The 26,556-nt window shown below is 69.2% G+C and carries 24 protein-coding genes; 4 read left to right on the top strand and 20 right to left on the bottom strand.

Annotated elements, in window-relative coordinates; all coding sequences use genetic code 11:
• Positions 1 to 249: 249 nt before the first annotated feature.
• From hisG to DKM19_RS14965, 8 genes are all read right to left on the bottom strand, one after another.
• Positions 250 to 1,095 (bottom strand): ATP phosphoribosyltransferase, encoded by an 846-nt coding sequence (gene hisG / locus DKM19_RS15005; protein ID WP_089210271.1) that lies wholly within the window; start codon positions 1,093 to 1,095, stop codon positions 250 to 252.
• 76 nt (positions 1,096 to 1,171) lie between these two features.
• A complete protein-coding gene (locus DKM19_RS15000; protein WP_110705733.1) occupies positions 1,172 to 1,435 on the bottom strand; it encodes a phosphoribosyl-ATP diphosphatase in 264 nt (87 codons plus the stop codon).
• 113 nt (positions 1,436 to 1,548) lie between these two features.
• The gene (locus DKM19_RS14995) at positions 1,549 to 4,050 is read right to left on the bottom strand and encodes a glycoside hydrolase family 2 protein (protein WP_239514260.1); all 2,502 of its coding nucleotides are present in this window, start codon (positions 4,048 to 4,050) and stop codon (positions 1,549 to 1,551) included.
• Positions 4,047 to 4,931: an ATP-binding cassette domain-containing protein gene (locus tag DKM19_RS14985; protein WP_110705731.1), complete on the bottom strand. Its 885-nt coding sequence runs from the start codon at positions 4,929 to 4,931 to the stop codon at positions 4,047 to 4,049. The genes DKM19_RS14995 and DKM19_RS14985 overlap by 4 nt, the downstream gene beginning before the upstream one ends.
• The gene (locus tag DKM19_RS14980) at positions 4,931 to 5,872 is read right to left on the bottom strand and encodes an ABC transporter ATP-binding protein (protein WP_110696212.1); all 942 of its coding nucleotides are present in this window, start codon (positions 5,870 to 5,872) and stop codon (positions 4,931 to 4,933) included. The genes DKM19_RS14985 and DKM19_RS14980 overlap by 1 nt, the downstream gene beginning before the upstream one ends.
• 37 nt (positions 5,873 to 5,909) lie before the next feature.
• Complete coding sequence (locus DKM19_RS14975; protein WP_110696211.1) at positions 5,910 to 6,770, bottom strand: ABC transporter permease; 861 nt, start codon at positions 6,768 to 6,770, stop codon at positions 5,910 to 5,912.
• Positions 6,767 to 7,762, bottom strand: coding sequence for an ABC transporter permease (locus DKM19_RS14970; RefSeq protein WP_089210274.1), 996 nt, complete (start codon positions 7,760 to 7,762; stop codon positions 6,767 to 6,769). Before DKM19_RS14970 ends, DKM19_RS14975 begins: the two co-directional genes overlap by 4 nt.
• An 88-nt stretch (positions 7,763 to 7,850) precedes the next feature.
• Positions 7,851 to 9,632 (bottom strand): ABC transporter substrate-binding protein, encoded by a 1,782-nt coding sequence (locus DKM19_RS14965; protein ID WP_110696210.1) that lies wholly within the window; start codon positions 9,630 to 9,632, stop codon positions 7,851 to 7,853.
• 163 nt (positions 9,633 to 9,795) lie between these two features.
• Between DKM19_RS14965 and DKM19_RS14960 the strand changes: the two genes are divergently transcribed.
• Positions 9,796 to 10,821 carry a LacI family DNA-binding transcriptional regulator gene (locus DKM19_RS14960; RefSeq protein ID WP_110696209.1) on the top strand — a complete coding sequence of 342 codons (1,026 nt, stop codon included), beginning with the start codon at positions 9,796 to 9,798 and terminating at the stop codon, positions 10,819 to 10,821.
• A 185-nt stretch (positions 10,822 to 11,006) separates the two neighbouring features.
• Here DKM19_RS14960 and DKM19_RS14955 read toward each other — a convergent pair whose 3' ends face one another.
• The 12 genes from DKM19_RS14955 to DKM19_RS14900 all read right to left on the bottom strand — a co-directional run bounded on the left by DKM19_RS14955 (position 11,007) and on the right by DKM19_RS14900 (position 22,831).
• Entirely contained in the window at positions 11,007 to 11,411 is a 405-nt protein-coding gene (locus DKM19_RS14955) for an ArsR/SmtB family transcription factor (protein ID WP_369988901.1), read from the bottom strand.
• A gap of 445 nt (positions 11,412 to 11,856) precedes the next feature.
• Complete coding sequence (locus tag DKM19_RS14950; protein ID WP_110696208.1) at positions 11,857 to 12,612, bottom strand: class I SAM-dependent methyltransferase; 756 nt, start codon at positions 12,610 to 12,612, stop codon at positions 11,857 to 11,859.
• A gap of 263 nt (positions 12,613 to 12,875) precedes the next feature.
• Complete coding sequence (locus DKM19_RS14945) at positions 12,876 to 14,543, bottom strand: DEAD/DEAH box helicase (RefSeq protein WP_110705729.1); 1,668 nt, start codon at positions 14,541 to 14,543, stop codon at positions 12,876 to 12,878.
• A 365-nt stretch (positions 14,544 to 14,908) separates the two neighbouring features.
• Positions 14,909 to 15,274: a metal-sulfur cluster assembly factor gene (locus DKM19_RS14940; protein WP_089210277.1), complete on the bottom strand. Its 366-nt coding sequence runs from the start codon at positions 15,272 to 15,274 to the stop codon at positions 14,909 to 14,911.
• Complete coding sequence (gene sufU / locus DKM19_RS14935) at positions 15,271 to 15,708, bottom strand: Fe-S cluster assembly sulfur transfer protein SufU (protein ID WP_089210278.1); 438 nt, start codon at positions 15,706 to 15,708, stop codon at positions 15,271 to 15,273. The genes DKM19_RS14940 and sufU overlap by 4 nt, the downstream gene beginning before the upstream one ends.
• A 118-nt stretch (positions 15,709 to 15,826) precedes the next feature.
• On the bottom strand, positions 15,827 to 17,086 hold the full coding sequence (locus DKM19_RS14930; RefSeq protein WP_110696207.1) for a cysteine desulfurase: 1,260 nt from the start codon (positions 17,084 to 17,086) through the stop codon (positions 15,827 to 15,829).
• Complete coding sequence (sufC, locus tag DKM19_RS14925; RefSeq protein ID WP_239514447.1) at positions 17,086 to 17,817, bottom strand: Fe-S cluster assembly ATPase SufC; 732 nt, start codon at positions 17,815 to 17,817, stop codon at positions 17,086 to 17,088. Before sufC ends, DKM19_RS14930 begins: the two co-directional genes overlap by 1 nt.
• Positions 17,818 to 17,861: 44 nt before the next feature.
• Complete coding sequence (locus DKM19_RS14920) at positions 17,862 to 18,179, bottom strand: non-heme iron oxygenase ferredoxin subunit (RefSeq protein WP_089210281.1); 318 nt, start codon at positions 18,177 to 18,179, stop codon at positions 17,862 to 17,864.
• Positions 18,176 to 19,294 carry a Fe-S cluster assembly protein SufD gene (sufD, locus tag DKM19_RS14915; protein WP_110696205.1) on the bottom strand — a complete coding sequence of 373 codons (1,119 nt, stop codon included), beginning with the start codon at positions 19,292 to 19,294 and terminating at the stop codon, positions 18,176 to 18,178. The genes DKM19_RS14920 and sufD overlap by 4 nt, the downstream gene beginning before the upstream one ends.
• Positions 19,294 to 20,706, bottom strand: a complete 1,413-nt coding sequence (gene sufB / locus DKM19_RS14910; RefSeq protein ID WP_110696204.1) for a Fe-S cluster assembly protein SufB — start codon at positions 20,704 to 20,706, stop codon at positions 19,294 to 19,296. Before sufB ends, sufD begins: the two co-directional genes overlap by 1 nt.
• On the bottom strand, positions 20,703 to 21,494 hold the full coding sequence (locus tag DKM19_RS14905; RefSeq protein WP_110705728.1) for a metalloregulator ArsR/SmtB family transcription factor: 792 nt from the start codon (positions 21,492 to 21,494) through the stop codon (positions 20,703 to 20,705). The genes sufB and DKM19_RS14905 overlap by 4 nt, the downstream gene beginning before the upstream one ends.
• A gap of 104 nt (positions 21,495 to 21,598) precedes the next feature.
• The gene (locus tag DKM19_RS14900; protein ID WP_110696203.1) at positions 21,599 to 22,831 is read right to left on the bottom strand and encodes a multidrug effflux MFS transporter; all 1,233 of its coding nucleotides are present in this window, start codon (positions 22,829 to 22,831) and stop codon (positions 21,599 to 21,601) included.
• Between the two features lie 370 nt (positions 22,832 to 23,201).
• Here DKM19_RS14900 and DKM19_RS14895 point away from each other — a divergent pair, with 370 nt between their 5' ends.
• The 3 genes from DKM19_RS14895 to DKM19_RS14885 all read left to right on the top strand — a co-directional run bounded on the left by DKM19_RS14895 (position 23,202) and on the right by DKM19_RS14885 (position 26,448).
• Positions 23,202 to 24,110 (top strand): ABC transporter ATP-binding protein, encoded by a 909-nt coding sequence (locus tag DKM19_RS14895; RefSeq protein ID WP_110696202.1) that lies wholly within the window; start codon positions 23,202 to 23,204, stop codon positions 24,108 to 24,110.
• 139 nt (positions 24,111 to 24,249) lie between these two features.
• Complete coding sequence (locus DKM19_RS14890; RefSeq protein WP_110705727.1) at positions 24,250 to 24,975, top strand: ABC transporter permease; 726 nt, start codon at positions 24,250 to 24,252, stop codon at positions 24,973 to 24,975.
• Positions 24,976 to 25,056: 81 nt separating this feature from the next.
• Positions 25,057 to 26,448: a glycosyltransferase family 39 protein gene (locus DKM19_RS14885; protein WP_110696201.1), complete on the top strand. Its 1,392-nt coding sequence runs from the start codon at positions 25,057 to 25,059 to the stop codon at positions 26,446 to 26,448.
• Positions 26,449 to 26,556: the final 108 nt, after the last annotated feature.

The raw sequence follows: 26,556 nt of genomic DNA, 5'->3' as shown, positions 1-26,556 counted from the left end.
GTTTGGCGGTGACATTTGTCAGAAAGACCGACGGCCCCGGACGCCGTCGGACAGCCCCGGACGCCGTCGGACAGCGCCGGGCGGCGTCAGACGACGTCGGAACGCGCCGGACGCCGCCGGAACGGCGGTGACTCCCGTCGACCGCCGCGGAGGCGACGACGGACGCGGATCTCCGGCCACGGACATGGGCCGATGGAGCACCCGCCGGAGGATGGGCCGCTCACGGGGGCGCCGCCGGGCAGGAGCCGCTCAGAGGCGGCAGGCGAAGATGGCGGTGACCAGGATGGCCTTCGCGCCCATCTCCCAGAGCTGGTCCATCACCTGCTGGTGCCCCTTGCGCGGCACCATGGCGCGGACCGCGACCCAGCCCTCCCGGTGCAGCGGGGAGACCGTGGGGCCCTCCATGCCGGGGGTGAGGGCGATGGCCTCCTCGATCCGCTCGGCCCGGATGTCGTAGTCCATCATCACGTAGTCGCGGGCGACCAGCACGCCCTGGAGACGGCGCATGAGCTGCATGAGCCCCTGGGTCTCCACGGCGCCGACCCGCTTGATCAGCACGCCCTCGGAGTGGGCGATCGGCTCGCCGAACACCTCGAGGTCCATGTTGCGCAGCGTGGTTCCGGTCTCCACGACGTCGGCCACGGCGTCGGCCACGCCCAGGCGGACCGCGGTCTCGACCGCGCCGTCCAGCTTGATCACCCGGGCCTCGACGCCCTGCTCGGCGAGGTAGGCCTCCAGCAGGCCCGCGTAGGAGGTCGCGATGCGCTTGCCCTTGAGGTCCGCGACGGAGACGAACTCGTCGGGGTTGGCGGCGAAGCGGAAGGTGGATCTGCCGAAGCCGAGCGGGATGAGCTCCTCGACCTGCGCTCCGGAGTCGCGGAGCATGTCACGGCCGGTGATCCCGGCGTCCAGGGTGCCCTCGCCGACGTAGACGGCGATGTCCTTGGGCCGCAGGAAGAACAGCTCGCAGGAGTTCTCGGGGTCGACGACCACGAGCTCCTTGCTGTCCTTGCGCGCGCGGTATCCGGCTTCCTTCAGTATCGTCTGGGCTGCCTCGGTGAGGGCGCCCTTGTTCGGGACGGCAAGACGCAACATGGCGTGAGGTTCCTTACGTGTGGAGTGTGGTCTACAGGGCGGTGACGCTGCGATGCTGTGAGCCGGGCTCACCGGCTCACAGATGCTTGTAGACCTCGTCCAGCCCGATCCCCTTGGCGATCATGAGAACCTGCACGTGGTAGAGGAGCTGGGAGATCTCCTCCGCGGCACGGTCGTTCGACTCGTGCTCGGCCGCCATCCAGCTCTCGGCGGCCTCCTCCACGACCTTCTTGCCGATGGCATGGACACCGGCGTCCAGCGCGGCCACGGTGCCCGAGCCCTCGGGCCGGGTGCGTGCCTTGTCGGACAGCTCGGCATACAGCTCTTCGAAGGTCTTCATGATCTCTCTCGCCATCGTCGGATGTGCTCATCAAGCGTATCCGCCCACCGGTCCTCTCGCGTGCGCGTCCACACCGTGGGACACGAATCGGTCACATGAGAAGGAACGGCCGGTCAGTCGTTGACGCATCTGAGCACCGGGCGGGCGACAAGGGCGGCGGGATCGGGCGAACCGGTCACGTGGAGGGTGACGCTCTCTCCGGGGAGCAGGGTCAGGAGCATGTCGTCGACCGAGGAGGCGGGATCGAGGCGGTCGGGAAACAGGGCCAGGTCGCGCAGGACGGTCCGGGCGGTGATCGTGACGTCCAGGCCGTCTCCCGAGGGGATCACCTCGGTCTCGTAGGCCGCGACGGGGAAGTCGACCTCCGGGTCCTCGGCGAAGAACTCCAGGACCCGGTGCTCCCCCAGCCGTGCGGCCAGCAGTTCGGCGGCCGGATTCCCGGGCGTGGCGACGCCCTCGGGGATCGGGATCCTCGCCACGGAGCGGGGCGCCACCTCGACCCTGACGGTCTCCTTGGCCAGCGGCTCACCGGTCAGGCCGAGCCGCAGGAGCTCCAGCTCGCCCGCCCACGGCTCCGCGCTGTCGTTGACCACCGCCACGGCGCCGTCCTGGACCGTGAGCAGGCGGTCGGCGTAGACACGGCGCAGCGCGTACCACAGCGGCTTGCGGCGGCCCTGCCCGTCGATCGCGGCCCAGGAGGTGACCGGCCAGCAGTCGTTGAGCTGCCAGACGATCGTGCCCATGCAGTACGGCGCCAGCGCCCGGAACCGCTCGATGCCGAAGGCCATCGCCCGCGCCTGGTTGAGCTGGGTGAGATAGTGCCAGTCGTCGAAGGTCTCCGGCCGGGGCAGGTGGTCGCCCAGACCTCGCAGGAGTTTGGCGTTGCCGTCGGCGGCCTTCTGGTGGTGCAGGACGCCGGGCGAGGAGGGGGTGAGGGGGTCGTCGGAGACGGCCCCGCGCAGGGTGGCGTAGGCGGGCGGGCCCTGGAAGCCGAACTCGGCCACGAACCGGGGGCGGTAGGCGGCGTAGCGGGTGTAGTCCTCGCGGTTCCAGACGTCCCAGATGTGGACGGTGCCGCGTTCGGGGTCCCTGGGCGGCAGGTCGGGACGGCCGGAGTAGGGGCTGCCCGGCCAGTAGGGGCGGGTCGGGTCGAGCTCGGCCACCACGGAGGGCAGCAGGTCGTAGTAGAAGCCCGCCCCCCAGGTGCGCTCGCCCAGCTCCTCCTGCCAGCCCCAGTCGGCGTGGCCCTCGATGTTCTCGTTGTTGCCGCACCACAGGATCAGCGAGGGACGCCAGGCCAGGCGGGTGACGTTCTCGCGCGCCTCGGCCTCCACCTCGGCCGCGAAGGGCTCCTCCTCCGGGTAGGCGGCGCAGGCGAACGGGAAGTCCTGCCAGACCAGCAGGCCGAGCTCGTCGGCCAGGTCGTAGAAGTCCTCGCTCTCGTACAGGCCTCCGCCCCAGACCCGCAGGAGGTTCACGTTCGCCGCGAGGGCCTGGCCGAACCGCTCGGCCAGCCGCTCGCGGGTGACCCGGGCGGGGAAGCAGTCGTCGGGGATCCAGTTCACCCCGCGCACGAACACCGGGACGCCGTTGACGGCGAGGGTGAACGCCTCGTCCGTCCGGTCCAGGTGAACGTCGCGGAAACCGATCCGCCGGCTCCAGGTCTCCTCGCCGAGGCCGACGACGAGCTCGTAGCGCGTCTGCTCGCCGTAGCCGCGGGGCCACCACAGCTCCGGGTCCGGCACCTGGAGCGTCAGGACGGCCTCGTTCTCGCCGGGTGCCAGCCGTACCTCGTGCTCGATGCCCGCGACCGAGGCCGTGACCGTCAACGGGGGCTCCTCCGGCCGCCCGTCCGCCCCGGAGGTCGCGCCGGAGTCCGTGCCGGAGGTCGTGCCAGGACCCGTGCCGGAGGCCGCCTCGGAGGCTGTGCCGGTGGACGCCCCGGAGGCCGTGCCGGCGGACGCGCGCTCGATCGTGACGTGCACCTCGACCCGCCCGTCACCGCTCACCAGCGGCCGGACCGACGCCAGCCGGGCCCCGCTCCACGACCGCAGCCCGATCGGCCGCCAGATGCCGGAGGTGACCACCGCCGGCCCCCAGTCCCAGCCGAAGTTGCAGGCCATCTTCCTGATGAACTGGTAGCGGTCGTCGTAGGAGCCCGGCCTGTCGCCGAGCTCGGCTCGGCGCGCCTCGATGTACTCGTACGGCGAGGCGAACCGCACCCGCAGCGTGTTCTTCCCCTCCAGAAGCAGATCCCGTACGGCGAAGCCGTAGGAACGGTGCTGGTTGGCCGTGACCGCGACCTCGACGCCGTTGAGCACCACCGTGGCGACCGTGTCGAGCCCCTCGCAGACCAGGTCGGTCCGCTCGTGCTCGTCGGCGTGCCAGACGAACGTCGTCTCGTAGTCCCAGCCGGAGCGGCCTATCCAGGTCAGCCGGGTCTCGTTGTCGTCCAGGTAGGGGTCCTCGATCAGCCCGGCGGCCAGCAGGTCGGTGTGCACGCACCCCGGCACCGTGGCCGCGACGCGGGAGATCTCCTTCCCCGCCTCGGTGCCTGTCTCGGAGCCCTCGGAGCCCACCTGGGAAAGAGTCCAGCCGTCGTGCAGAGTTCTCAACTCACGCTCCTCAATCGTGTGGGCGCATCATCCTGCCGGACGAGATGCCCCGGTTCGGCCTCCACCAGTGTGGAGGGCGCGGCGGGCCCGTCGTCGCGGAGGGCGGCGGGCGCGTCGTCCCATTTGGTGGTGAGCTGCGGCACCGAGGACAGCAGCTTGATCGTGTAGGGGTGCAGGGGGTTGCCGAACACCATCTCGGTGGGGCCCGACTCGACCACCTGTCCCCGGTACAGGACCACGGCCCGCTCGCTGATGTAGTTGCCCAGCGAGAGGTCGTGGGTGACGAACAGCACGCCGAGGCCCCGCGACTTCAGGTCGGCGAGCAGGTTGAGGACGTCGATCCTCGTGGAAGCGTCCAGCATGCTGGTGATCTCGTCGGCGACCAGGAACCTGAGGTCGAGCAGGAGCGCCCTGGCGATCAGCAGGCGCTGGAGCTGGCCGCCGCTGAGCTGGTGCGGATATTTGCCGAGGACCTGGCCGGGGTTGAGCCTGACCTCCCTGAGCGATTCGGTGATCCTGCCCTCCCACTCGGAGGCGGCGACCCCGGGGAAGTACTCGTTCTTGATCATCTGGAGCACGTGGTCGACCTTGAAGACCGGGTTGTAGCAGCTGAACGGATCCTGGAAGACGCCCTGGACGTGGCGGTAGTAGGCCTTGCCGGGCGTGGCGCGGGCCCCGTCGAGGGTGATCGAGCCGCCGGAAGGAGGCGTCAGCCCGAGGATCATCCTGCCGATGGTGGTCTTGCCGCTGCCGCTCTCCCCGATGAGCGAGACCACCTCCCCCGGCCGCAGGTCGAAGCTCACGTCGTCGACGGCGGTCATGGTCCTGCCGCCGAAGGCGCCCACCTTGTAGGTCTTCGTGACCCCGTCGAGTCTCAGCATCAGGCCTTCCAGCATGCGACGTGGTGGCCGGGTTCGACCTCGACCACCGGGGGTTCCTCGGCGCACTTGCCGAACGCCAGGGGGCATCGGTCCCTGAACCGGCACCCGGCGGGCGGATCCAGCAGCGAGGGCGGCTCGCCGGGGATGCCCGAGAGCCGGCGATCGGTGTAGCGGACGCCGACCTCCGGCAGCGAGGAGATCAGCAACCGGGTGTAGGGATGGCGGGGCTCGCCGACGATCACGCCCGCCGGGGCCTTCTCGGCCAGCTTCCCCGCGTACATGACCATGATCGTGTCGGCGATCTGGTAGGTCAGCGAGATGTCGTGGGTGATGAAGATCATGCTGCGCACGAATCCGCGGTCCCGGAACTCCACGAGGGTCCTGGCCACGGCCTTCTGGGTCGACACGTCGAGCGCGGAGGTGATCTCGTCGGCGATGAGCAGGGAGGGGTCGAGCAGGGTGGAGATGACCATGACCATCCGCTGCTTCATGCCGCCGGACAGCTCGATCGGATACCGCTGGAGGACCTCTCGCGGCAGCTCGACCAGGTCCAGGCGGCGTCCCAGCTCGTCGGTGTCCAGGTGCCGCCCGCGAGAGCGGAGCAGCTCGGCGACCATCCTGCCGATCCTGCGGGTGGGGTTCATGGCGCTCATGGAGTACTGCGGGATGATCGACACCTTGGTGAAGCGGAAGGGGTTCATCCGGTGGTCGTCGCCGATCGGCAGCTCCTCGCCGTCGAGTTCGGCGGTGCCTCCGGCCAGCCGCATCCGGCCGTCCATCCTGATCAGGCTCTTGCCGAGGGTGGTCTTGCCGCAGCCCGACTCCCCGGCCAGCCCCAGGATCTCCCCGTCGCCGACGTCGAAGGTGACGCCGTCGATCGCCTTCACCTCGCCCCGCAGGGTCCGGTAGTGGACCCGCAGGTCGTCGACGCGCAGGGTCATGGGGCCTTCTCCCCCGGGACGAGCACGGTCTCGGTCATCACAGCTCCCTCAGCTTCGGGTTGAACACCTCGTCCAGGCCGACGTTCGTGACGTAGAGGGCGCCGACGATGGCGGTGATTCCGGCCCCCGGAGGCACGAACCACCACCACATGCCCAGGTGGAGCGCGCTCCAGCGGGCCGCGTTGTTGAGCATCAGGCCGAGCGAGACGCCCTGGCTCGGCCCGAGCCCGATGAAGTCGAGCGAGGCGGCGATCAGGATCGACCCGCCGAACAGCAGGATGAACGTCATGAACAGGTAGGAGCTCATGTTGGGCGCGATCTCCCTGGCGATGATCTTCCAGGTGCGGACCCCGCTCAGCCGGGCCAGGTCCACGAAGTCCCGCGAGCGCAGCGAGAACGTCTGGGCCCTGATGGCCCTGGCCGCCCAGGGCCAGGAGGTGAGCCCGATGAAGAGCGCCTGCACGCCGACGCTGCGGATGCCCAGGTAGGCGTTGACGATCAGGAGTACGGCCAGCGCGGGCAGGACCAGGACGATGTTGGTGAGCATGTTCAGCACCTCGTCGACCAGCCCGCCCCGGTAGCCGGCGGTGAAGCCGATCACCATGCCGATGATCGCGGCCAGCCCTCCGCCGAGCAGCCCCACCACGAAGGTGACCCGCATGCCGTACAGGAACTGGGCGAAGACGTCCTGGCCGAACATGGTGGTGCCGAACCAGTGCTCGGCCGAGGGTGCGGAGGCGGGGATGCCGACATAGGCGTTCGGGTCGCCCTCGACGAGCATCGGACCGGCGGCGGCCAGAATGATCAGCGGGACCAGCACGACCAGCCCCGCCAGGAGCTTGCCGTTGCGGATCGCGAAGTACAGGCCCTCGTGGCGCCTCGCGGGAACGGCCGTCATGCCGCCTCGCCTCCCATCCCGGTCCTGGTGCGGGGATCGACCAGGACGTAGACGACGTCGATGATGAAGTTGGCTGCCAGCACGCCCACGACGATGAACAGGAAGGCACCCTGGAGCAGGAAGAAGTCCTGGTTCTGGATCGCCTGGAGGATCAGGTGGCCGAGCCCCGGATAGGAGAAGACGATCTCGGTGACCAGGGCGCCCGCCACGAGCACGCCGAGTTGCAGGGCCAGGCCGGTGATCTGCGGCAGGACGGCGTTCCTGAACGCGTAGCGCCGGATCAGGCGCTGGGGCGCCCCGAGCGAGGACAGGTAGGTGGAGTAGTCGGCCTCCAGCTCATAAATGATCATGTTGCGCATGCCGATCGCCCACCCGCCGAACGCGACGAGGAAGAGCGAGACGAACGGCAGGAACCAGTGGAGCGCGAGGTCTCCCACGAACTCCCACGACAGGTTGGGCCGCATGGCGAAGCTGTAGCCGCCCGAGACGGGGAAGACCCCCGCGACGATGCCCAGCCCCCAGGCCAGCAGGATGGCCAGCCACATGTAGGGGGTCGCGGTGAGCACGTAGCCGATCGGCAGCACGGTGTTGTCCAGCCACTTGCGCCTGGCCGCGAACGCGCCGAACCTGTTGCCCGCCCACCAGCTGAGCAGGATGGCCGGGATGAGCAGTGCCAGCGTGTACGGCACCGCCCGCATGATGACGTCGGTCACGGGCGTCGGGAACAGCCAGATGCTGGTGCCCAGATCACCCTGGAACAGCGCGGCCCAGAAGTTGCCGTACTGCTTCCAGAGCGGCAGGTCGAGCCCGAACAGGTTCGTGTAGTGCGCGCGCATCGCCTCCACGGCGGCGGGCTGCGAGACGTTGGCCCTGGCGAGCATGCTCTGCACGGGATCCCCCGGCATGAAGCGCGGGATCATCCAGTTGATCGTGACCGCCACGAGGAAGGTGAGCCCGTAGACGAGCAGCTTCCTGCCGAAATAGCGTCGCAAACGATCCTCCCGAATCGGCGAGATGGGGCCCCTCCCCCGCGCGGAGCACTCCGGCGGACGGCGCGGGGAAGGGGGTGAGGATCGTCGGTCAGCCGCCTGCCGGCTTCAGGTCGGTCAGGGTCAGGACGCCGCCGAGTTCGAGCCAGTTGCGCCACATTGCCGGCGGGGACTTGGGCGTGCCCGCCGCCGAGGACGGCCAGTTCGTCCAGACCGCGTTGCTGGTCTGGGCCCACAGGCCGTTGTACCAGAGCGGGATCACCGGAAGATCGTCCAGTTGGATCTTCTGGATCTCCGAGGCGACCTGCTTCATCCCCTCGACGTCGTCGACCTTCTTGCCGTCGAGCTCCTGGACGAGGTCCCAGGCCTTCTTGTTCTCGTAGCGGCCGAAGTTGACGGTGTTCTGCAGCTTGTTGACCGGCAGCTGGAAGATGTAGTCGTAGTACATCCAGGGCGTGTTGGACAGCTGCCGCTCGTTGTTGAGCAGCAGGTCGAACTTGCCGGACCCCCGCTGGTCCACCAGCGCGTTGTAGTCGGGGAACTCGGGGGTGAGGTCGATCCCGGCGGCCTTGGCGCCCTCGGCGATGACCCGGGAGGCCTCCATCCAGTCGGTCCACCCGGCCGGGACGATGATCTTCAGCGAGGCCTTGGAACCGTCCTTGTTCTCCACGAACCCGTCGCCGTCGGTGTCCTTGTAGCCCGCGTCGGCCAGGAGCTTCTTCGCCTTGCCCGTGTCGAAGGCGAAGCCCTTCTCGCTCACCACCGCCGTGTCGACGTACTTGTCCCACTGGGGCAGCAGGCCCGTAGGGCCGGACGCCTTGACCAGGTTGCCGTAGACGCCCTCGACGATCTTCTTGGTGTCGATGGAGTTGGCGATCGCCTTGCGGAAGGCGGGGTCGTCCATCGGCTTCTTCGTGGTGTTGGGGACCAGGAAGGCCGTGTTGGCCGACAGCATGTAGGGGGGCTCGGGATAGTAGGACTGGATGCCGAAGTTCCCCTTGACCAGGTTGGCGATCCCGGGCAGGAAGTTGTTGCTGAGGTCGAGGCCCTTCTGCAGCAGCAGGCCCATCGCCACCTCGTTGCTGGAGTTGACGATGTCGACGACGTATTTGGGCTTGACGTCCCTGCCCAGCGCCGCCGTGGCCCACCAGCCGTCACGCTTGACCCAGGCCATGCGGTCCTGGTCGTGGCTGTGGTAGGCATATGGCCCCGTGCCGATCGGCTTCTCGTTCGTCCCGTTCATCACCTCGTCCTCGGAGCGCCCCTCCCAGAGGTGCTTGGGGACGATCGCGTTGTTGTAGACCCAGTTGGCCCACTGCTGGTAGTTGGCCTTGGAGAAGGTGAACGTCACCGTCTGGTCGTCGGTCGCCTCCGCCTTCTCCAGCCAGGTCCACAGGTTGGCGTAGGGGACGGTCTTCATCTTGCCGAGCTCGACGGTGAAGACCACGTCGGCGGCGGTGAAGGGCTTGCCGTCCGCCCAGGTGACCCCCTTGCGCAGCTTGAGCTCGTAGGTCTTGTCGCCGGTCCAGGTGCCGTTCTCCGCCAGCCAGGGCGTGAACCTGTCGGTCTGGGGGTCGTACAGGAACAGCGTCTCGTAGACGAGGCCCTTGGTGCCGGTGGCCGAGTCCCAGGTCCGCAGGGGGTTCCAGTTGGCCGGCGGGCCCCACTGGGTGCCGCTGGTGTACAGCGTCTCGTTACGCGGGAACGCCGCGTTCGCCGCGTCCGCCCCGCCCCCCGCCGGGGCCGGGGCCGCGCCGCCCGAGGCCTGCGGCGCCCCGCTCGGGGCGGACGGCTGCGTGGAACCCCCCGTGCAGCCGGCGGCGACCAGGCAGGTCGCCGCGCCGAGGACGAACAATCTCCATCGAGTCCGCATCGACGTTCCCCTTTCCGGCATGGGAGCGCTCCCAGTCGAAGGCCGCGATCGCATGCACTTTCTGAACCGGATAAGTAACGCGACCGTAAAGTCCATGTGTCGAAGGTGTCAATAGGCAACTGGACCGGTTCAGCTATAATCGCCTCCGTCAACGAGGGGGATCATGAGAAGACCGACGATCGCCGACGTCGCCAGGCAGGCCGGAGTCTCCAAGGGAGCGGTCTCCTATGCCCTCAACGGGCAGCCCGGCGTCTCGGAGAGCACCCGCGCCAGGATCATGGCGATCGCCGAGGAGATCGGCTGGCGCCCCAACAGCGCCGCCCGGGCGCTGAACGGCGCGCGGGCGGGCGCCGTCGGCCTGGCCCTGTGCCGTCCCGCCCGCACCCTCGGCATGGAGCCGTTTTTCATGGAGCTCATCAGCGGGATCGAGGGCGAGCTCTCCGCCCGCTCCTACGCGCTCATGCTCCAGGTGGTCGGCGACCACCAGCAGGAGGTCGCGGTCTACCGCCGCTGGTGGGGAGAGGGCCGCGTCGACGGCGCCATCCTCGTCGACCTGCACGTCGGCGACCCCCGGGTGGCCGAGTTCGAGGCGCTGGGGCTGCCGACCGTGGTGATCGGCCATCCGTCGGAGTCGGGGGCGCTGGTCTCCGTCTGGTCCGACGACGGCGGCGCCGTGCGGGAGACGGTGGAATACCTGGTCGCGCTGGGGCATCGCAGGATCGCCAGGGTCGCCGGACTGCCCCGCCTGGTCCACACGGCGCTGCGGGACCGGGCGTTCGCCGAGGCCTGCGAGGGCGTGGCCGAGCAGGTGACGGTGCACACCGACTACACCGGCGAGGAGGGCGCGCGCGCCACCCGGCGGCTGCTCAGCTCCCCCGACCGGCCCACCGCGATCGTCTACGACAACGACATCATGGCCGTGGCCGGGCTGTCGGCGGCCCAGGACCTGCGCCTGGACGTCCCGCGCGACCTGTCCATCGTCGCCTGGGACGACTCACCGCTCTCCCAGGTGGTCCGGCCCCCGCTCACCGCCCTCAGCCGCGACATCTCGGCGTACGGCGGGCACGCGGCCCGCCGGCTGCTCGCCCTGATCGCCGGGGAGGACGTGGGCGCCTTCGAGGACGAGGCGGCTCGCCTCACCCCCCGCGGCAGCACCGCTCCCCCGCCCTCCGGCGTCCCGCACGGATAGATCTCGACGGGCACCGGCATCCCGGGGTCATCGACATGCCACGAATGGACCCGATGGGCGCCGGCAGGCGGCGCCCGGCCTCAGCCGGCGTCGCCGACCCCACGCCGGGCCGCATTCCCGGGGTTCATGGGTTTCCGGGGTTCATGGGTTTCCGGGGTTCATGGACTTCCCCTGGCTCCCCGGCTTCACCGGCCCCGCTCCGGCACGCTCCCCGGCTTCACCGGCTCCGCTCCGGAAGCGCCCCCGGATTCACCGGCCATGCGCCGGGCGCGTTTGCCCCGTGCGAGCTCGGTGGCCAGCGCGTCCAGGTGCGGGGTCCAGAAGCGCCGGTAGCGTTCGAGCCACACGTCGACCTCCCGCAGGGGCGCGGGATCGACGGCGTACAGGCGGCGGGTGCCTTCGGCCCGGACCGTCGCGAAGCCGTTCTCGCGCAGCACTCGCAGGTGCTGCGACACCCCCGGCTGGGAGATCCCGAACTCCTCCTGAACGATCGCGCTGATCGCGCCGGCCGCCTGCTCGCCGTCGGCGAGCAGCTCCAGGATCCGGCGCCGGACCGGATCCCCCAGGACATCGAACGCATGCACAGACATCAGAATTTCAGCAAGGACTTATACAAGTCAACGCGAGTCCGACCGAGCCTGTTCGGTGTCACAGGCCGTACGCAAATGACCCGACCCCAATGATCACCTCACCTGCACAGATACAAATCAGCCTTTTTACTCACCCATGACTCTGGCCGTAAGTCTCCGATTGATCACTCTGCGTTTCCGGACAACGGGGGTGAGCATGCCGGACAGCGGCACCCAGGAAGTCGCTCCGACCGGAGCGTTCGGGGACGAGGCAACCGCGAGTGCGGCCATCGCGTCCTCGGCGAGGAGCCGTCGGCGGCGGTTCCCTCGCCGCCGTGACACCGGCGGTCCCTGGTTGCCCGCAACCAGGGACCGTCCGCCTCGATCTTCGCCCCATGAGCCGGGGGCGGTCGGACCGGTTCAAGGATCGTCCGACTCGGTTTTCGCCGCGCGAGCCCGCGGGCCGTCAGGCCGGTTTGCGGGCCTCGATGAGAAACCGCGTCGAATGCGCTTCGAAGGGCCCCGTCGCCAGGATCCGGTCGTGGAGGGTCTCGAGTTCGCCGCGGTACCGGTCGACGGTGAACCCCGGCACGATCCAGATCACCTTCCGCAGGAAGTAGATCACGGCGCCGATGTCGCGAAACGTCATGCGCAGGGACTCCGGGCGAAGGTCGACCACCTCGAGACCGGCGGCCTCGGCCGCCACCCTGGCACGTTCGGGGTCACGGGCCGAGCCGGACGGTTGCGGTCCCATGAAGAACTCCGTCAGCTCCCCGACGCTCCCCGGGCCGACCTCCTGGGAGAGATACGTTCCTCCAGGCTGGAGCACCCGGGCGATCTCCTCCCACCACGTGGTCACCGGGTGGCGGCTGATCACCAGGTCGAAGACGTCGTCACCGAACGGAAGCCTCGGCTCGTCGGCGACGACGACCGCGACCCCCCGTGGTCGCAGCCTCGCGGTGGCGAGCGCGACGTTGGGGGGCCAGGACTCCGTGGCGACCGTCAGGGTGGGGAGCCGCGGAACACCGGCGAGCACCTCACCCCCACCGGTCTGGATGTCGAGTGCGGCGACGGCGTGCGCCATCCGCTCCTCCACGAGCCGTGAGTAACCCCATGAGGGACGCTCCTCCGTCGCCCGGCCGTCCAGCCAGGAGAAGTCCCAGCCGTCGACCGAGACGGACGCGGCCTCGGCGACCAGCTCCTCGAACGTTCGCGTCGTCATGATCAGAGGTTGGCAGTCTCCTCCTCGGCCGTCCAACAATTTTCTCCCCGCGTCCTGCCCGCCCTTGGAAAAACCCGTCGCCCCTCACCGGCCCCGGGGTTTCCATCAAGCCCTGCCCGGCCCGGAGACGTCCGGAGACAGGGATCGCCCACCCGCCCGCGGCATCGGTGGCTCCCCGTCGGAGATGACAGAAGGGCCGGTACGGCGACTGCCGTACCGGCCCTTTCAGGGTCGTTCTATGCGTTGATCAATCGCTGAGATGATCAGCGGCCGTAGTGGCCACCACCGCGGTTGTCGGGACGGCCCTCGGCGCGGAACGGCTGACGGTCGCCCGCCGGACGGTCCGAACGGTAGCCACCACCGGTGGGGCGGTCACTGGCCGGACGGTCGGAGCGGTAGCCGCCGCCCGTGCTCGGCCTGTCGGCGCGGAACGGCTGACGGTCACCGGCCGGACGGTCCGAACGGTAGCCACCACCGGTGGGGCGGTCGCTCGCCGGACGGTCGGAGCGGTAGCCGCCACTCGCGGCGCCGCCGCGGTTGTCGTCACCGGCGGGACGCTCACGGGGCTGGTAGCCCTCGCCGCCACCGCTGTGAGTGGGACGCTCACGGAACCGGCGCGGGCCACGGCCGCCACCGCCACCGCTGCCGCCGAAGCCCTCACGGCGCTGACGCTGCTTGGTCGCGGGGGCCGAGGGCTCCCAGACCGGGATCGGCTCGCCACTGGGACGGCGCGCACCGGCGGCCTCCTCCAGGCGCGGGTGGCCCGGGGTCGCCTTGATGCGGAACGGCTTGATGCCGGCGCGACGGGTCATCGCGTCGGTGGAGCGACGCTCGTTGGGGAGCACCAGCGTCATGACGGTGCCCTTCTCCCCCGCACGAGCGGTACGGCCACCACGGTGCAGGTAGCTCTTGTGGTCCTGCGGCGGGTCGACGTGCAGCACCAGGCTGATGTTGTCGACGTGGATGCCGCGGGCCGCGACGTCGGTGCAGACCAGAACGTTGATCGCACCTTCCTTGAACTCGGCCAGGATGCGGGTGCGCTGGTTCTGGCGCTTGCCGCCGTGCAGGCCGCCGGCCTTGATGCCGACCTGGGCGAGCTGCTTGCAGAGACGGTCCACTCCGTGCTGGGTGCGCACGAACATGATCGTCCGGCCCTCGCGGTTGGCGATCTCGGCGGTCACCGGGAACTTGTCGTCGCGGTGAACCTCGAGCACGTGGTGCTCCATGGTGTCCACCGACGACAGGGCCGGGGACATCGAGTGGGTCACCGGGTTGGTGAGGAAGCGCCGGACGAGCTTGTCGACGTCGCCGTCGAGGGTGGCCGAGAACAGCAGGCGCTGGCTGTCGGACGGGGTCTGCTGGAGGATCGCGCTGACGACCGGGAAGAATCCGAGGTCGCACATGTGGTCGGCCTCGTCCAGGACGGTCACGCGGACCTCGTCCAGCGTGCACTCGCCCTGCTGGATCAGGTCGGTGAGGCGGCCCGGCGTGGCCACGACGACCTCGACACCACGACGCAGGGCCTCGATCTGGCGGCCCATGGACATGCCGCCGACGACGGTCTTCATCCGCAGGGACAGACCGCGGCCGAGGGGCTCGAGCGCGTCGGTGACCTGCATGGCCAGCTCGCGGGTCGGCACCAGGATGATGGCCAGCGGGTGGCCGGGGCGGGCCTTGGAACCGGAGATGCGGGTCATCATGGGCAGACCGAAGGCCAGCGTCTTGCCGGAGCCGGTCTGGCCGCGACCGAGGACGTCACTTCCAGCGAGAATGTCGGGGATCGTGGCCCGCTGGATGGGGAAGGGACTGTCGATGCCCTGGCGGGAAAGCCCGGTCACCAGCGGCTTCGGCAGGCCGAGGAGCGTGAACTCGGACGGGCCGGCGGGGGCCTCAGAGATCTCGGTGATTTCGGGCAGGGCAGCGTCAAGCATGGTCACGAAGACTCGTGCCTTTCGATAGAAGTACGGGGCACGTCACTTCTGCGAAAGGACGAGCCTGGAACGCGCGGCCTGAGGCCGCGCTCAATCAACACCCACATGGGGGCGGTAGTGCGGTGCAAGTCGAGGCGCACCGCACGGGGCGGGTCTAGCTTACCCGCACGCAGTCAAACCACGATCAAGCATACCCGGCGTTCGCAGTGCCAGGCTCGGTCGGGGCGTCCATCATGAGATGGACGCTTGTCCGTCGAATGGAGTCAACACTCCGTGCCGGGCTTTTCTTCCCGGCACCGGGCATCCTCTCACATAATTCGGTACGGCTCGCACCCGAGGGCGCGAGCCGTACCTGGAAGTGCGGATCAAACGTTGAATCCGAGCATGCGGAGCTGCTCGCGACCCTCATCGGTGATCTTGTCCGGGCCCCACGGCGGCAGCCAGACCCAGTTGATCTTCACATCGGAGACCATGCCGTCCAGGGCGGAGTGCGCCTGGTCCTCGATGACGTCGGTCAGCGGGCAGGCCGCGCTGGTCAGCGTCATGTCGATGGTGGCGATCGGCGGGGTGCCGGGCGCCGCGGCGTCGAGGTTGACCCCGTAGATCAGGCCCAGGTCGACCACGTTGATGCCCAGCTCGGGGTCCACGACGTCCTTGAGGGCCTCCATGATCTCGTCGAGGGAGACATCTCCGTCATACGCCGTCGTCGGCGTCTCAACAGCCTTGCTCATTTAGAACTCCTAACGACCGCGTCCTTGTAGGCCATCCAAGCCAGTAGAGCGCACTTCACCCGGGCGGGGAACTTGGCGACCCCGGCGAACGCCACGGCGTCCCCGAGCACGTCCTCGTCGGCCTCCACCTTGCCCCTGCCCTGCATGAGCCGGGTGAACTCGTCCACCACGGCGAGCGTCTCGTCCACGGTCGAGCCCGTGGTCAGCTCGTGCAGAACGGAGGCGGCGGCCTGGCTGATCGAACAGCCCTGGCCGTCGTAGGAGACGTCCTCGACCTTGCCGCCGTCGCCCACCTTCACACGCATGGTGATCTCGTCGCCGCACGTCGGGTTCACGTGGTGAACCTCGGCGTCGTACGGGTCCCTGAGACCTCGCCCCTGTGGATGCTTGTAATGTTCCAGGATCAGCTCCTGGTACATGGACTCGGCGATCATATGGTCGTGCTCACCTTCTCGTTCGCTGCACCGTATGCCCGTGCGTCACCGGTGACCGCGCCCCGCAGGGGCCCGGCCGGCTCGTTGCCCGCTCGCCGGCTTGACTGCTCCGGCATGACTAGGCGAACACCTTCCGCACGTGATGGAGGCCGCGGACCAGGGCGTCGATCTCGGCCGGAGTGTTGTAAAGATAGAGGGACGCCCGCGTGGTGGCGGGAATCCCGAACCTCAGGTGGAGCGGGCGGGCGCAGTGATGCCCCACCCGCACGGCCACGCCGAAGTTGTCATCCAGGATCTGCCCGACGTCGTGCGGGTGAATCCCTTCAAGAGTGAATGAAACAGTCGCACCGCGCTGTTCGAGACTCTTCGGGCCGATCACCTTCAGGCCGGGGATCTCCCCCAGCGCGTCGAGCGCGTAGCCGGTGAGCTCGTGCTCGTGATGGGCGATGGCGTCCATCCCGATCTCGGACAGGTAGTCCACCGCGGCGCCGAGACCGATGGCCTCGACGATCGGCGGGGTGCCCGCCTCGAACTTGTGCGGCGCGGGCGCGTAGGTCGAGCGGTCCATCCAGACCGCCTCGATCATCTCGCCGCCGCCCATGAACGGGGGCATGGCGTCCAGCAACTCGCCGCGGCCCCACAGCACGCCGATCCCGGAGGGGCCGACGACCTTGTGCCCGGTGAAGGCCAGGAAGTCGACGCCCAGCGCGGCCACGTCCACCGAGTGGTGGGGCACCGACTGCGAGGCGTCGAGCATCATCAGCGCGCCGACCTCGCGGACCCTGGCGAGCACCTGGGCGACCGGGTTGATCGTGCCGAGCACGTTCGACTGGTGCACGATCGACACCATCTTCGTGCGCTCGTTGACCAGCTCCTCCAGGTTCGACAGGTCCAGGCGGCCCTCGTCGGTGACGGAGAACCACCTCAGCCTCACGCCGGTGCGCTGCGCGAGCATCTGCCACGGCACGATGTTGGAGTGGTGCTCCATCTCGGAGATGACGATCTCGTCGCCGGGGGCGAGCCGGAAACGGGGGTCCTCGGTGATGGGGTTGCCGAAGGCGTAGGCCACCAGGTTGAGCGCCTCGGAGGCGTTCTTGGTGAAGATGATCTCGTCGCGGCTCGGTGCGCCGATGAAGGCGGCGACCTTGTCGCGGGCGGTCTCGTACGCCTCGGTGGACTCGGCGCCCAGCGCGTGCAGGGCACGGCCGACGTTGCTGTAGTGCATGGCCAGGTGATCGCGCATGACCTCGATCACCTGGGTGGGCTTCTGAGCGGAGTTTCCCGAGTCAAGGTAGACCAGCGGCCTGCCGCCGGGCAGCTCCCGGGAGAGGACGGGGAAGTCCTTCCTGATCCTCTCCACGTCAAAGCCTGTGCTCATTACGCAGATGCCTTCGTGTATGCCTCGTAGCCCTCGGCCTCGAGCTTGTCGGCGAGCTCCGGTCCGCCCTGCTCCACGATGCGTCCCGCGGCGAAGACGTGGACGAAGTCCGGCTTCACGTAGCGCAGGATGCGGGTGTAGTGGGTGATGAGCAGCACGCCGGTCTCGCCGGAGGAGCGGAAGCGGTTGATGCCCTCGGAGACCACGCGCAGCGCGTCGACGTCCAGGCCGGAGTCGGTCTCGTCGAGGACGGCGATCTTCGGCTTGAGCAGCTCGAGCTGGAGGATCTCGTGGCGCTTCTTCTCGCCGCCGGAGAAGCCCTCGTTCAGGTTGCGCTGGGCGAAGGCGGCGTCGATGGACAGGGCGTCCATGCCGGTCTTCAGGTCCTTGGCGAACTGGCGGAGCTTGGGAGCCTCGCCGCGCATGGAGGTGACCGCGGTGCGCAGGAAGTTGGAGACGCTGACGCCGGGGACCTCGACCGGATACTGCATGGCGAGGAACAGGCCCGCGCGGGCACGCTCGTCGACCTTCATCTCCAGCAGGTCGGCACCGTCCAGCAGGACCCGGCCGCCGGTGATGGTGTATTTCGGGTGGCCCGCGATCGCGTAGGCGAGCGTGGACTTGCCCGAGCCGTTGGGGCCCATGATGGCGTGGGTCTCGCCGGCCTTCACGGTCAGGTTGACACCGCGCAGGATTTCCTTGTCTCCGACGGCGACGTGCAGGTCATGGATTTCAAGGGTGGACCCCGAGGGGACTCGGCTCACATCAGACACTGTTATGACTCCTTCGAAAGCGAGACGAGGACGTCATCGCCGTCGATCTTTACTCGGTATACGGGAACGGGCTTGTTGGCGGGCGGACCTGTGGGCTTGCCCGAGCGGAGGTCGAAGCACGAGCCGTGCAGCCAGCACTCCAGGGTGCCTTCGTAGACCTCGCCCTCGCTGAGCTTCACCTCGGCGTGGGAGCACACGTCGTGCAGGGCGAAGACCTCTTCGCCCTGGCGGACCAGGGCGATCGGGGTCTCCCCCACCTCCAGGCCGATCACACCGTCATCGGGGATGTCGGCCAGCTTGCAGACTTTCTCGAAGGTCACTTTTCGAGCTCCGCCTCAACCTTGGCGAGCACCCGCTCACGGAGTTCGGGAAGCTCGATCTTCTCCAGGAGCTGTGCGAAGAAGCCCCGGATGACCAGGCGGCGCGCGTCCTCGAACGGGATGCCGCGGGCCTGGAGGTAGAAGATGTGCTCGTCGTCCAGGCGTCCGGAGGCGCTGGCGTGGCCGGCCCCGGCGACCTCACCGGTGAGAATCTCCAGGTTCGGCACCGAGTCGGCGCGGGCGCCGTCGGTGAGCAGCAGGTTGCGGTTCAGCTCGTAGGTGTCGGTGCCCTCGGCCTCGACCCTGATGATGACGTCGCCGATCCACACCGCGTGGGCGTCCTGACCCTGCAGCGCGCCCTTGTAGGCGACGTTGCTCTTGCAGTTCGGCTGGGAGTGGTCCACCAGCAGGCGGTGCTCCAGGTGCTGGCCGGCGTCCACGAAGTAGAGGCCGATCAGCTCGGCGTCGCCGCCGGGCCCCGCGTAGGAGACCGACGGCGAGAGCCGTACCAGGTCGCCGCCGAGGGTGACCACGAAGCTGCGGAAGGTCGCGTCCTTGGCGAGCTGGGCGTGGTGGTGGGAGACGTGCACGGTGTCGTCGGCCCAGTCCTGCAGGCTGACGACCTTGAGCGTGGCGCCCTCGCCCACGACGAACTCGACGTTGTCGGCGTAGACCGCGCTGCCCTGGTGGTCCAGGACGACCACGGCCTCGGCCATCGGCTCGAGCCTGACGACCGTGTGGCCGTAGGCGTGGCCCTCACCGGATCCGGTGAAGGTGATCACGGTCGGCTTGGAGGCGACGACCTCGCGCGCCACGGTGAGCACGGTGGCCTTCTCGAAGGCGGCGTAGGCCTGGGCGCTGACCCGGTCGGCGGGCACGTAGGCCTTGCCGAGCCGCTGGTCGTCGCGGCCCACGGTCTCCACCGTGACCTCGGGGGCGGCGTCCACGTGGACGGCCACGCTCCCGGAGGTCGCGGCACCGCTGTGCAGACCCTTGAGGCGGGAGAGCGGGGTGAACCGCCACTCCTCTTCGCGGCCGGTCGGGACCGCGAAGTCCTCCACGTTGTACGAGGCCTTCTCGTGGAGTGTCGACAGAGGTTTGGTTTCGAGACCCATCAGCCGACGGCCCCTTCCATCTGCAGCTCGATCAGGCGGTTCAGCTCGAGGGCGTACTCCATCGGGAGCTCACGCGCGATCGGCTCGACGAAGCCGCGCACGATCATCGCCATCGCCTCGTCCTCGCCCATACCGCGGCTCATCAGATAGAAGAGCTGGTCGTCGGAGACCTTGGAGACCGTGGCCTCGTGTCCCATGGAGACGTCGTCCTCACGCACGTCCACGTAGGGATAGGTGTCGGAGCGGCTGATCTGGTCGACCAGCAGCGCGTCACACTTGACGGTGCTGGCGCTGCCGTACGCGCCCTCCTCGATCTGGACCAGACCGCGGTAGGAGGTGCGGCCGCCGCCACGGGCGACGGACTTGGAGATGACGCTGGAGCTGGTGTGCGGCGCGAGGTGCACCATCTTGGAGCCGGCGTCCTGGTGCTGGCCCTCGCCCGCGAAGGCGACGCTCAGCGTCTCACCCTTGGCGTACTCGCCCATGAGGTAGACGGCCGGGTACTTCATGGTGACCTTGGAGCCGATGTTGCCGTCGACCCACTCCATGGTCGCGTGCTCGTAGGCAACGGCGCGCTTGGTGACCAGGTTGTAGACGTTGTTCGACCAGTTCTGGATGGTCGTGTAACGGCAGCGGGCGCCCTTCTTCACGACGATCTCCACGACCGCGCTGTGCAGCGAGTCGGAGGAGTAGATCGGCGCCGTACAGCCCTCGACGTAGTGGACGTAGGAGTTCTCGTCCACGATGATCAGGGTGCGCTCGAACTGGCCCATGTTCTCGGTGTTGATCCGGAAGTAGGCCTGGAGCGGGATCTCCACGTTGACGTTCGGCGGCACGTAGATGAAGCTGCCACCGCTCCACGTGGCCGTGTTCAGGGCGGCGAACTTGTTGTCGCCGACCGGGATCACGGTGCCGAAGTACTCCTTGAAGAGCTCTTCGTGCTCCTTGAGCGCGGTGTCGGTGTCGACGAAGATGACACCCTTGTCCTCAAGGTCCTTCTGGATCTGGTGGTAGACGACCTCGGACTCGTACTGGGCGGCGACGCCGGCGACCAGGCGCTGCTTCTCCGCCTCCGGGATGCCAAGCCGGTCATAGGTGTTCTTGATGTCATCGGGCAGCTCTTCCCAGGAAGCGGCCTGCTTCTCGGTGGAGCGCACAAAGTATTTGATGTTGTCGAAGTCAATGCCGCTGAGGTCGGAACCCCAGTTGGGCATGGGCTTCTTGCCGAACAGGCGCAGGCCCTTCAGGCGGAGCTCCAGCATCCACTCCGGCTCGTTCTTGAGAGCGGAGATGTTGCGGACGACCTCCTCGGACAGGCCACGACGTGCTGTGGAACCAGCGAGGTCCGAGTCGGCCCAGCCGAACTTATAATTCCCGAGGCCTTCCAGCTCCGGGCGGTCGGTGACAGTCACCTTCCGGTCTCCTTACTCAATGTGTCGATCGTTTCGTGGATTGCTGACGACTGCCCCGGCCCCGATGCCTTCGAGCTGGTCCTACGCTCTTTCGCACCCGGCTCGGTCGTTCTGTGGGGGCTGACGTGAGTGGTGCATACGCCGTCGCCGTGGGCGATGGTCGCGAGCCGCTGCACGGGAGTGCCGAGGATCTGCGCGAACGCCTCCGTCTCGGCCTCACAGAGCTGCGGGAACTCCGCGGCCACGTGCGCCACCGGGCAGTGGTGCTGGCACAGCTGTTCGCCACCGAGGTTTGCCTTGCTCGCCGAGGCGGCGTAGCCCTCGGCCGACAGTGCCTCGGCCAGGACGCGGACGCGCTGGTCGACGGGGACCTCGCTCATCTCCGGCCGCAGGCGCTCGACGAGAGCGGACACCTGTGACCGCGCGAACTCGGCCACGGCCTCCTCGCCCACGCGCTCGGCGAGGAAACGCAGCGCGCTTCCCGCGAGCCCATCGTAGGCGTGCTCGAAGGCGCTCCGCCCGGCGTCGGTGATGACGAACATCTTCGCCGGACGCCCGCGTCCGCGCTGGCCGCGGGGCCTCGCCGTACGGACCTCGGTCAGGCCGTCGGCGAGCAACGCGTCCAGATGGCGGCGGACGGCGGCGGGGGTGAGCCCGAGCCGTTCGCCGAGGGAGGCGGCGGTGATGGGTCCGTGCTCCAGGATGAGCCGGGCGACACGCGCACGCGTGCTCCGCTCGGCGGACACGCCGGAGAGCCGCACGACGGCGGTCTCCTCGGTGCCTGACATCTCGGTCACGTATTTCACAACATCAGTGTGCCTTAATTACTTCCCGGGTGACAACCGGTATCGGACCCCCCGGGAATGCGGTTTGTCACGCAGGTAAGGCTTACCTAACCTGCGGAAACGCTCCTCGGCGACCACCGCAGACCGACGAAGGCGATGATCGCCGCGAGGGTGAACCCGGCCAGGACCAGAGCCATCGGCAGCACCGAACCTCCGCCGCCGATCCCCACGAGCGGGGCGGCGACCGCGCCGATCGCGAACTGCAGCACACCGGTCAGCGCCGAGGCGCTCCCGGCGATCTGCTGGGGCTGGCCGGCCAGCGCGAGCGCGCCGCTGCCCGGCAGGACGAAGCCCGCGCCGCACATCATCACGAACAGCGCGGCGATCAGCACCCCCAGGGGCAGGTCGAACAGGGCGGTGGCGAGCAGTGCCACGGCTCCGATCGCGTTGAGGAACAGCCCGACGAGGATCAGCCGCTCGGGGGTCATCTTTCGACCGGCGAGACGGCCGCCGATCTGCGCGGTGATGGTCAGGCCGAAGGAGTTCAGCGCGAACACCAGGGAGAAAGTCTGCGGCGAGGCGCCGTACACCTCCTGGAGCACGAACGGCGAGCCGGAGATGTAGGCGAACAGGCCGCCGAAGCCCAGGCCGCCGGCCAGCGCGCTGGCCATGAAGGAGCGGTGCCGGAGCAGGTGGCCGAAGGTGACGAGGGTGTGCTTGAGCCCGCCTCCCTCGCGCCGGTGGGACGGGAGCGTCTCCCGGACCCAGAACATCGCGGCGGCCAGCAGGAGGAGCCCCGCGGCGCTGAGCACGACGAAGACGCCGCGCCAGGAGGTGTAGTTGAGCAGCTGCGCGCCCGCGATCGGGGCCAGGATCGGCGCGAGACCGCTGACGAGCATGAGGGTGGCGAAGATGCGGGCGATGGCCGCGCCCTCGTAGAGGTCACGGACGACCGCGCGGACGATCACCAGCGCGGCGCCGCCCGCGATGCCCTGGAGCAGGCGGAATCCGACCAGCCCGTACACCGAGGGCGAGAACGCGCACAGCAGGGAGGCGACGGCGTAGGCCGCGATGCCGAGCAACAGTGGCGTCCGCCGGCCGCGCACGTCGCTGAGGGGGCCCGCGATGACCTGTCCCACGGCGACGCCGATGAGGCACGCGGTCAGGGTGAGCTGCACCTCCGCCTGTCCGGCGGCCATCTCCCCGGCGATGGCGGGCAGCGCGGGCAGGTACATGTCGATCGAGAGGGGACCGATCGCCGACAGTGCGCCCAGGATGAGCAGCAGTCCCCTGCGCCGTGTGATCGGCGCGACCTCCGGCGCGATGACGGCCGCAGTCATACCCGATCCCCTTTTCCTCGCAGGCCACGATGGACCCACGAGGGCCAGAGGGTCTAAACCACGACCGGGTCATCCGAATTCCTTAGTAACGGAAATTTCGGTAAAAATACCTATATGTGATGCTCGGGCGGGTGGAAGAGCGGGAGCGGAGACGCCCGCCCCACCGGGTGTCCGGGCACCGGACCGGCGGGCCGGCGGACGGCCCCATGCGGCCGCGCTCCCAGGTCGGAGGCCGCGGAGGGCCGATGGTTTCCGCGGGATCCGGCCGGAGCCCTTCACCGCCGGAAGCCGGGTGGACGCCGGGCAGAACAGGCTCCTGGCAGGTGGTCCGGGCGCGTGACCGGCACGGGCAGTCCCTAAACTCGTGGCCATGGAGTCCCCAGCCGTCGAGATCATCGATCTGGTCAAGAGATACGGCCGAACGACCGCGATCGACGGCCTCACCTTCAGTGCCGCCCGCGGCGCGGTCACCGCGATCCTCGGCCCCAACGGCGCGGGCAAGACCACGACCGTCGAGATCTGCGAGGGGTTCCGGCGAGCCGACGGCGGCACCGTGAACGTGCTCGGGCTCGACCCCTCCAGGGCGGAGCTGCGGGCGAAGGTCGGGGTGATGCTCCAGGCGGGCGGCGTGCCCCCGGCGATGCGCTGCGGGGAGTGGCTGCGCCTGATGAGCCGTTTCCACGCCAGCCCCCTGGACCCGGCGGAGCTGCTGGACCGCCTGGGACTGACGGAGCACGCCCGCACGCCGTACCGGAGGATGTCCGGCGGCCAGCAGCAGCGCGTGTCGCTGGCCGCGGCCGTCATCGGCCGCCCCGAGCTGGTCTTCCTCGACGAGCCCACCGCGGGCCTGGACCCGCAGGCCAGGCACGCCTGCTGGGAGCTGGTGAGCGACCTGCGCACCGCCGGGGTCTCGGTGGTGCTCACCACCCACCACATGGACGAGGCGGAGAAGCTCTCCGACCAGATCGTGATCATCGACCACGGCAGGGTCGTGGCCGAGGGCACGCCCACCTCGCTGACCGGCGCCGAGCGGCAACTGCGTTTCCGCGCCCGGCCCGGGCTCTCCCTGGACGAGCTGCTCGCCGCGCTGCCGGGCGGCAGCGCGGCCAAGGAGTCGCCGTCGGGGCACTACATCATCGAGGGACAGGTCGGGCCCGAGCTTCTGGCGACCGTGACCACCTGGTGCGCCGCCGAGGGCGTCACCGCCGACGACCTGAGCATCGAGCGCCGCACCCTGGAGGACGTCTTCCTCGAACTGACCGGCCGTGAGCTCCGATGACGCCTCTTCGCTCCCCGCACTCCCCTCACCGCCGCATGCGGCCCGCCCATCGACGGGCACGGCCCGCGCCAGACCGCAGGAGAGCATCGTGACGACCCTGGACTTCGCACCCGCCCCGGGTGCCGCGCCGCTCCGCCGGATGGTGCTGGCGCAGGCGGGCGCGGAGATCCGGTCCATGCTCCGCAACGGCGAGCAGCTCCTGCTCACAATGATCATTCCGGTGCTGCTGCTCGTCGGCTTCTCGGCCGCCCCGCTGGTGGACGTCGGCGGCGGCTCCCGGGTGGACTTCATGACCCCCGGCGTGCTCGCGCTGGCCGTGATGTCCACGGCCTTCACCGGGCAGGCCATCGCGACCGGCTTCGAGCGCCGGTACGGCGTGCTGAAACGGCTGGGCGCGACCCCGCTGTCGCGGACCGGGCTCATGCTGGCCAAGACTCTCGCGGTGGTCGCCGTGGAGATCATCCAGGTGGTGGTCCTCAGCGGGGTGGCGATCGCCCTGGGCTGGCGTCCCGCGCACTCCCCCCTGGCCGTGGTCTCCCTGGTCCTGCTGATCCTGCTGGGCACCGCCGCGTTCAGCGGTCTGGGCCTGCTGATGGCGGGCACCCTGCGCGCGGAGGCCACGCTCGCCGGGGCCAACCTCGTCTACCTGGTACTGCTCGGCTGCGGCGGGGTCGTCTTCCCGCTCTCGAAGTTCCCGGAGTCGGTGCGGCCGGTGCTGGAGGCGCTGCCGATCTCCGCGCTGACCGGCGGGCTCCGTTCGGTCCTAACCGACGGCGCCGGGCTGCCGCTGGCCGCGGTGGCCATCCTCGCGGCCTGGGCCGTGGTGTCACTTTTCATAACTTCGCGAACTTTTCGCTGGGAATGATCAACACGCTTTAGCATCCTCCGAGTGATCATTACCGAAACGCGATCTTCATCCGTATCGGCGACACGACATTCGGGGCGAATGTGGCCAAGTCTGGCCATCGGGATTGTTGCCACGCTTGTCGCCGTCGTCGGCTCATCGACGGTCTCCCAGTCATCCGACGAGCTGGCCACCCTCAGCGCGGCCGGCCGGAGCGCGGGCGGGCTCTGGGAGCTGGCCCTGAACATCGACGGGCACTTCCTGCCCTACTACGGCTTCATGCACCTGTGGATGGAGTTCGGCCAGGCGCAGTGGTGGCTGCGGCTGCCCTCGGCGATCGCGACGGGCGTGGCCACCGCGCTCATCGCCGATCTGGGACGGCGGCTGCACTCCCCGCCCGCCGGCCTGGCCGCGGCGGCCGTCTACATGCTCGTGCCCTCGGTCTCCTACCACGGGCAGAACATCCGCTCCTACGCGTTCGCGGCCGCCGCCACGGTCCTGGCCATCTGGGCGCTGCACCGGGCCGCGGAGGAGCCCGAGCGGCCCGGCGGCTGGTGGAGATACGCGGCGGCCGTCGCGCTGCTCGGCTGCACCCAGGTGTTCGCGCTGCTCGTGCTGGCCGCCCACCTGCTCGCGGTGACGCTGTACGACAGGGGCCTCCTGAGGAGGATGCTGCCGAGCATGGCCCTCGGGTGCCTTCCCGGGGCGGTCTGGGTCGTGATCGGCTTCAACGAACGGCACGCGATCAGCTGGATCACGTTGCCCGGCCCGGACGTGTTCCTGGCACTGCCCAAGATGGTGGGGGGCACCTCGCTCGCGGGATGCGTCCTGCTGGTCCTGGCGCTGTCCGCCCTGTTCCTGTGGCGGCGGCTCCGCGCCGACCGGCTCTGGATGACGGCTCTGGCCGGCTGGGCCGTCCTGCCGCCCCTCCTGCTGTTCACCCTGTCCCACCTGGTCTCCCCGATCTACGTCGACCGCTACCTGTTCGCGACGGTGCCCGCCTACGCGCTGCTGGCCGGGATCGCCCTGGCCTCGGTGCCCCACGTGCTCACCGCCCTCACGCTGACGGGCTTTCTGGCCGCGGGGCTGCCGGGGCAGCTCGACCTCCGCGGGGAGGACGGCCACCACGAGAACTTCCCCCGGGCGGTACGGGTCATCACGGGCGAGGCCCGTCCCGGCGACGCGATCATCTACGGACGGTCCTCGCTGCGTGAGGGCTTCCGCTACTACGGCGGGGCGAGCCTCCCCGACGACGTGCTGCTCCTGGGCGACGACCCCCTGCCGGAGTCCTTCGGCTATCCGGAACGGACCGACGTCGCCGCGGCCGTCGGCGGGGTCGAACGGGTCTGGGTGATCTGGCGGGGCGCCCCCGAGGCGGGCTCTCGCGTCGACAAGGTCATCACCCTGGTCGGGGAGGGGTTCGTCCGCGACAGGGCGTGGCGGACGGGACGGGTGCCCGGCATGACCGTGGCGCTCTACACCCGGCGGACCTGACCGCGAGGCCCCCCCGGAGACGACCATGGCGTTCCGCGCCTGGAGGGGCATGACCACGACGCCCCCTGCCTCCGACGGGAAGAACCGTGACATTCCATGCCCGGCGGG

The sequence above is a fragment of the Streptosporangium sp. 'caverna' genome (assembly GCF_003203775.1).
Taxonomy (GTDB): Bacteria; Actinomycetota; Actinomycetes; order Streptosporangiales; family Streptosporangiaceae; genus Streptosporangium; species Streptosporangium subroseum.
Note: the sequence above shows the minus strand (reverse complement) of the source record. Positions and strands in the feature narration are given on the sequence as shown.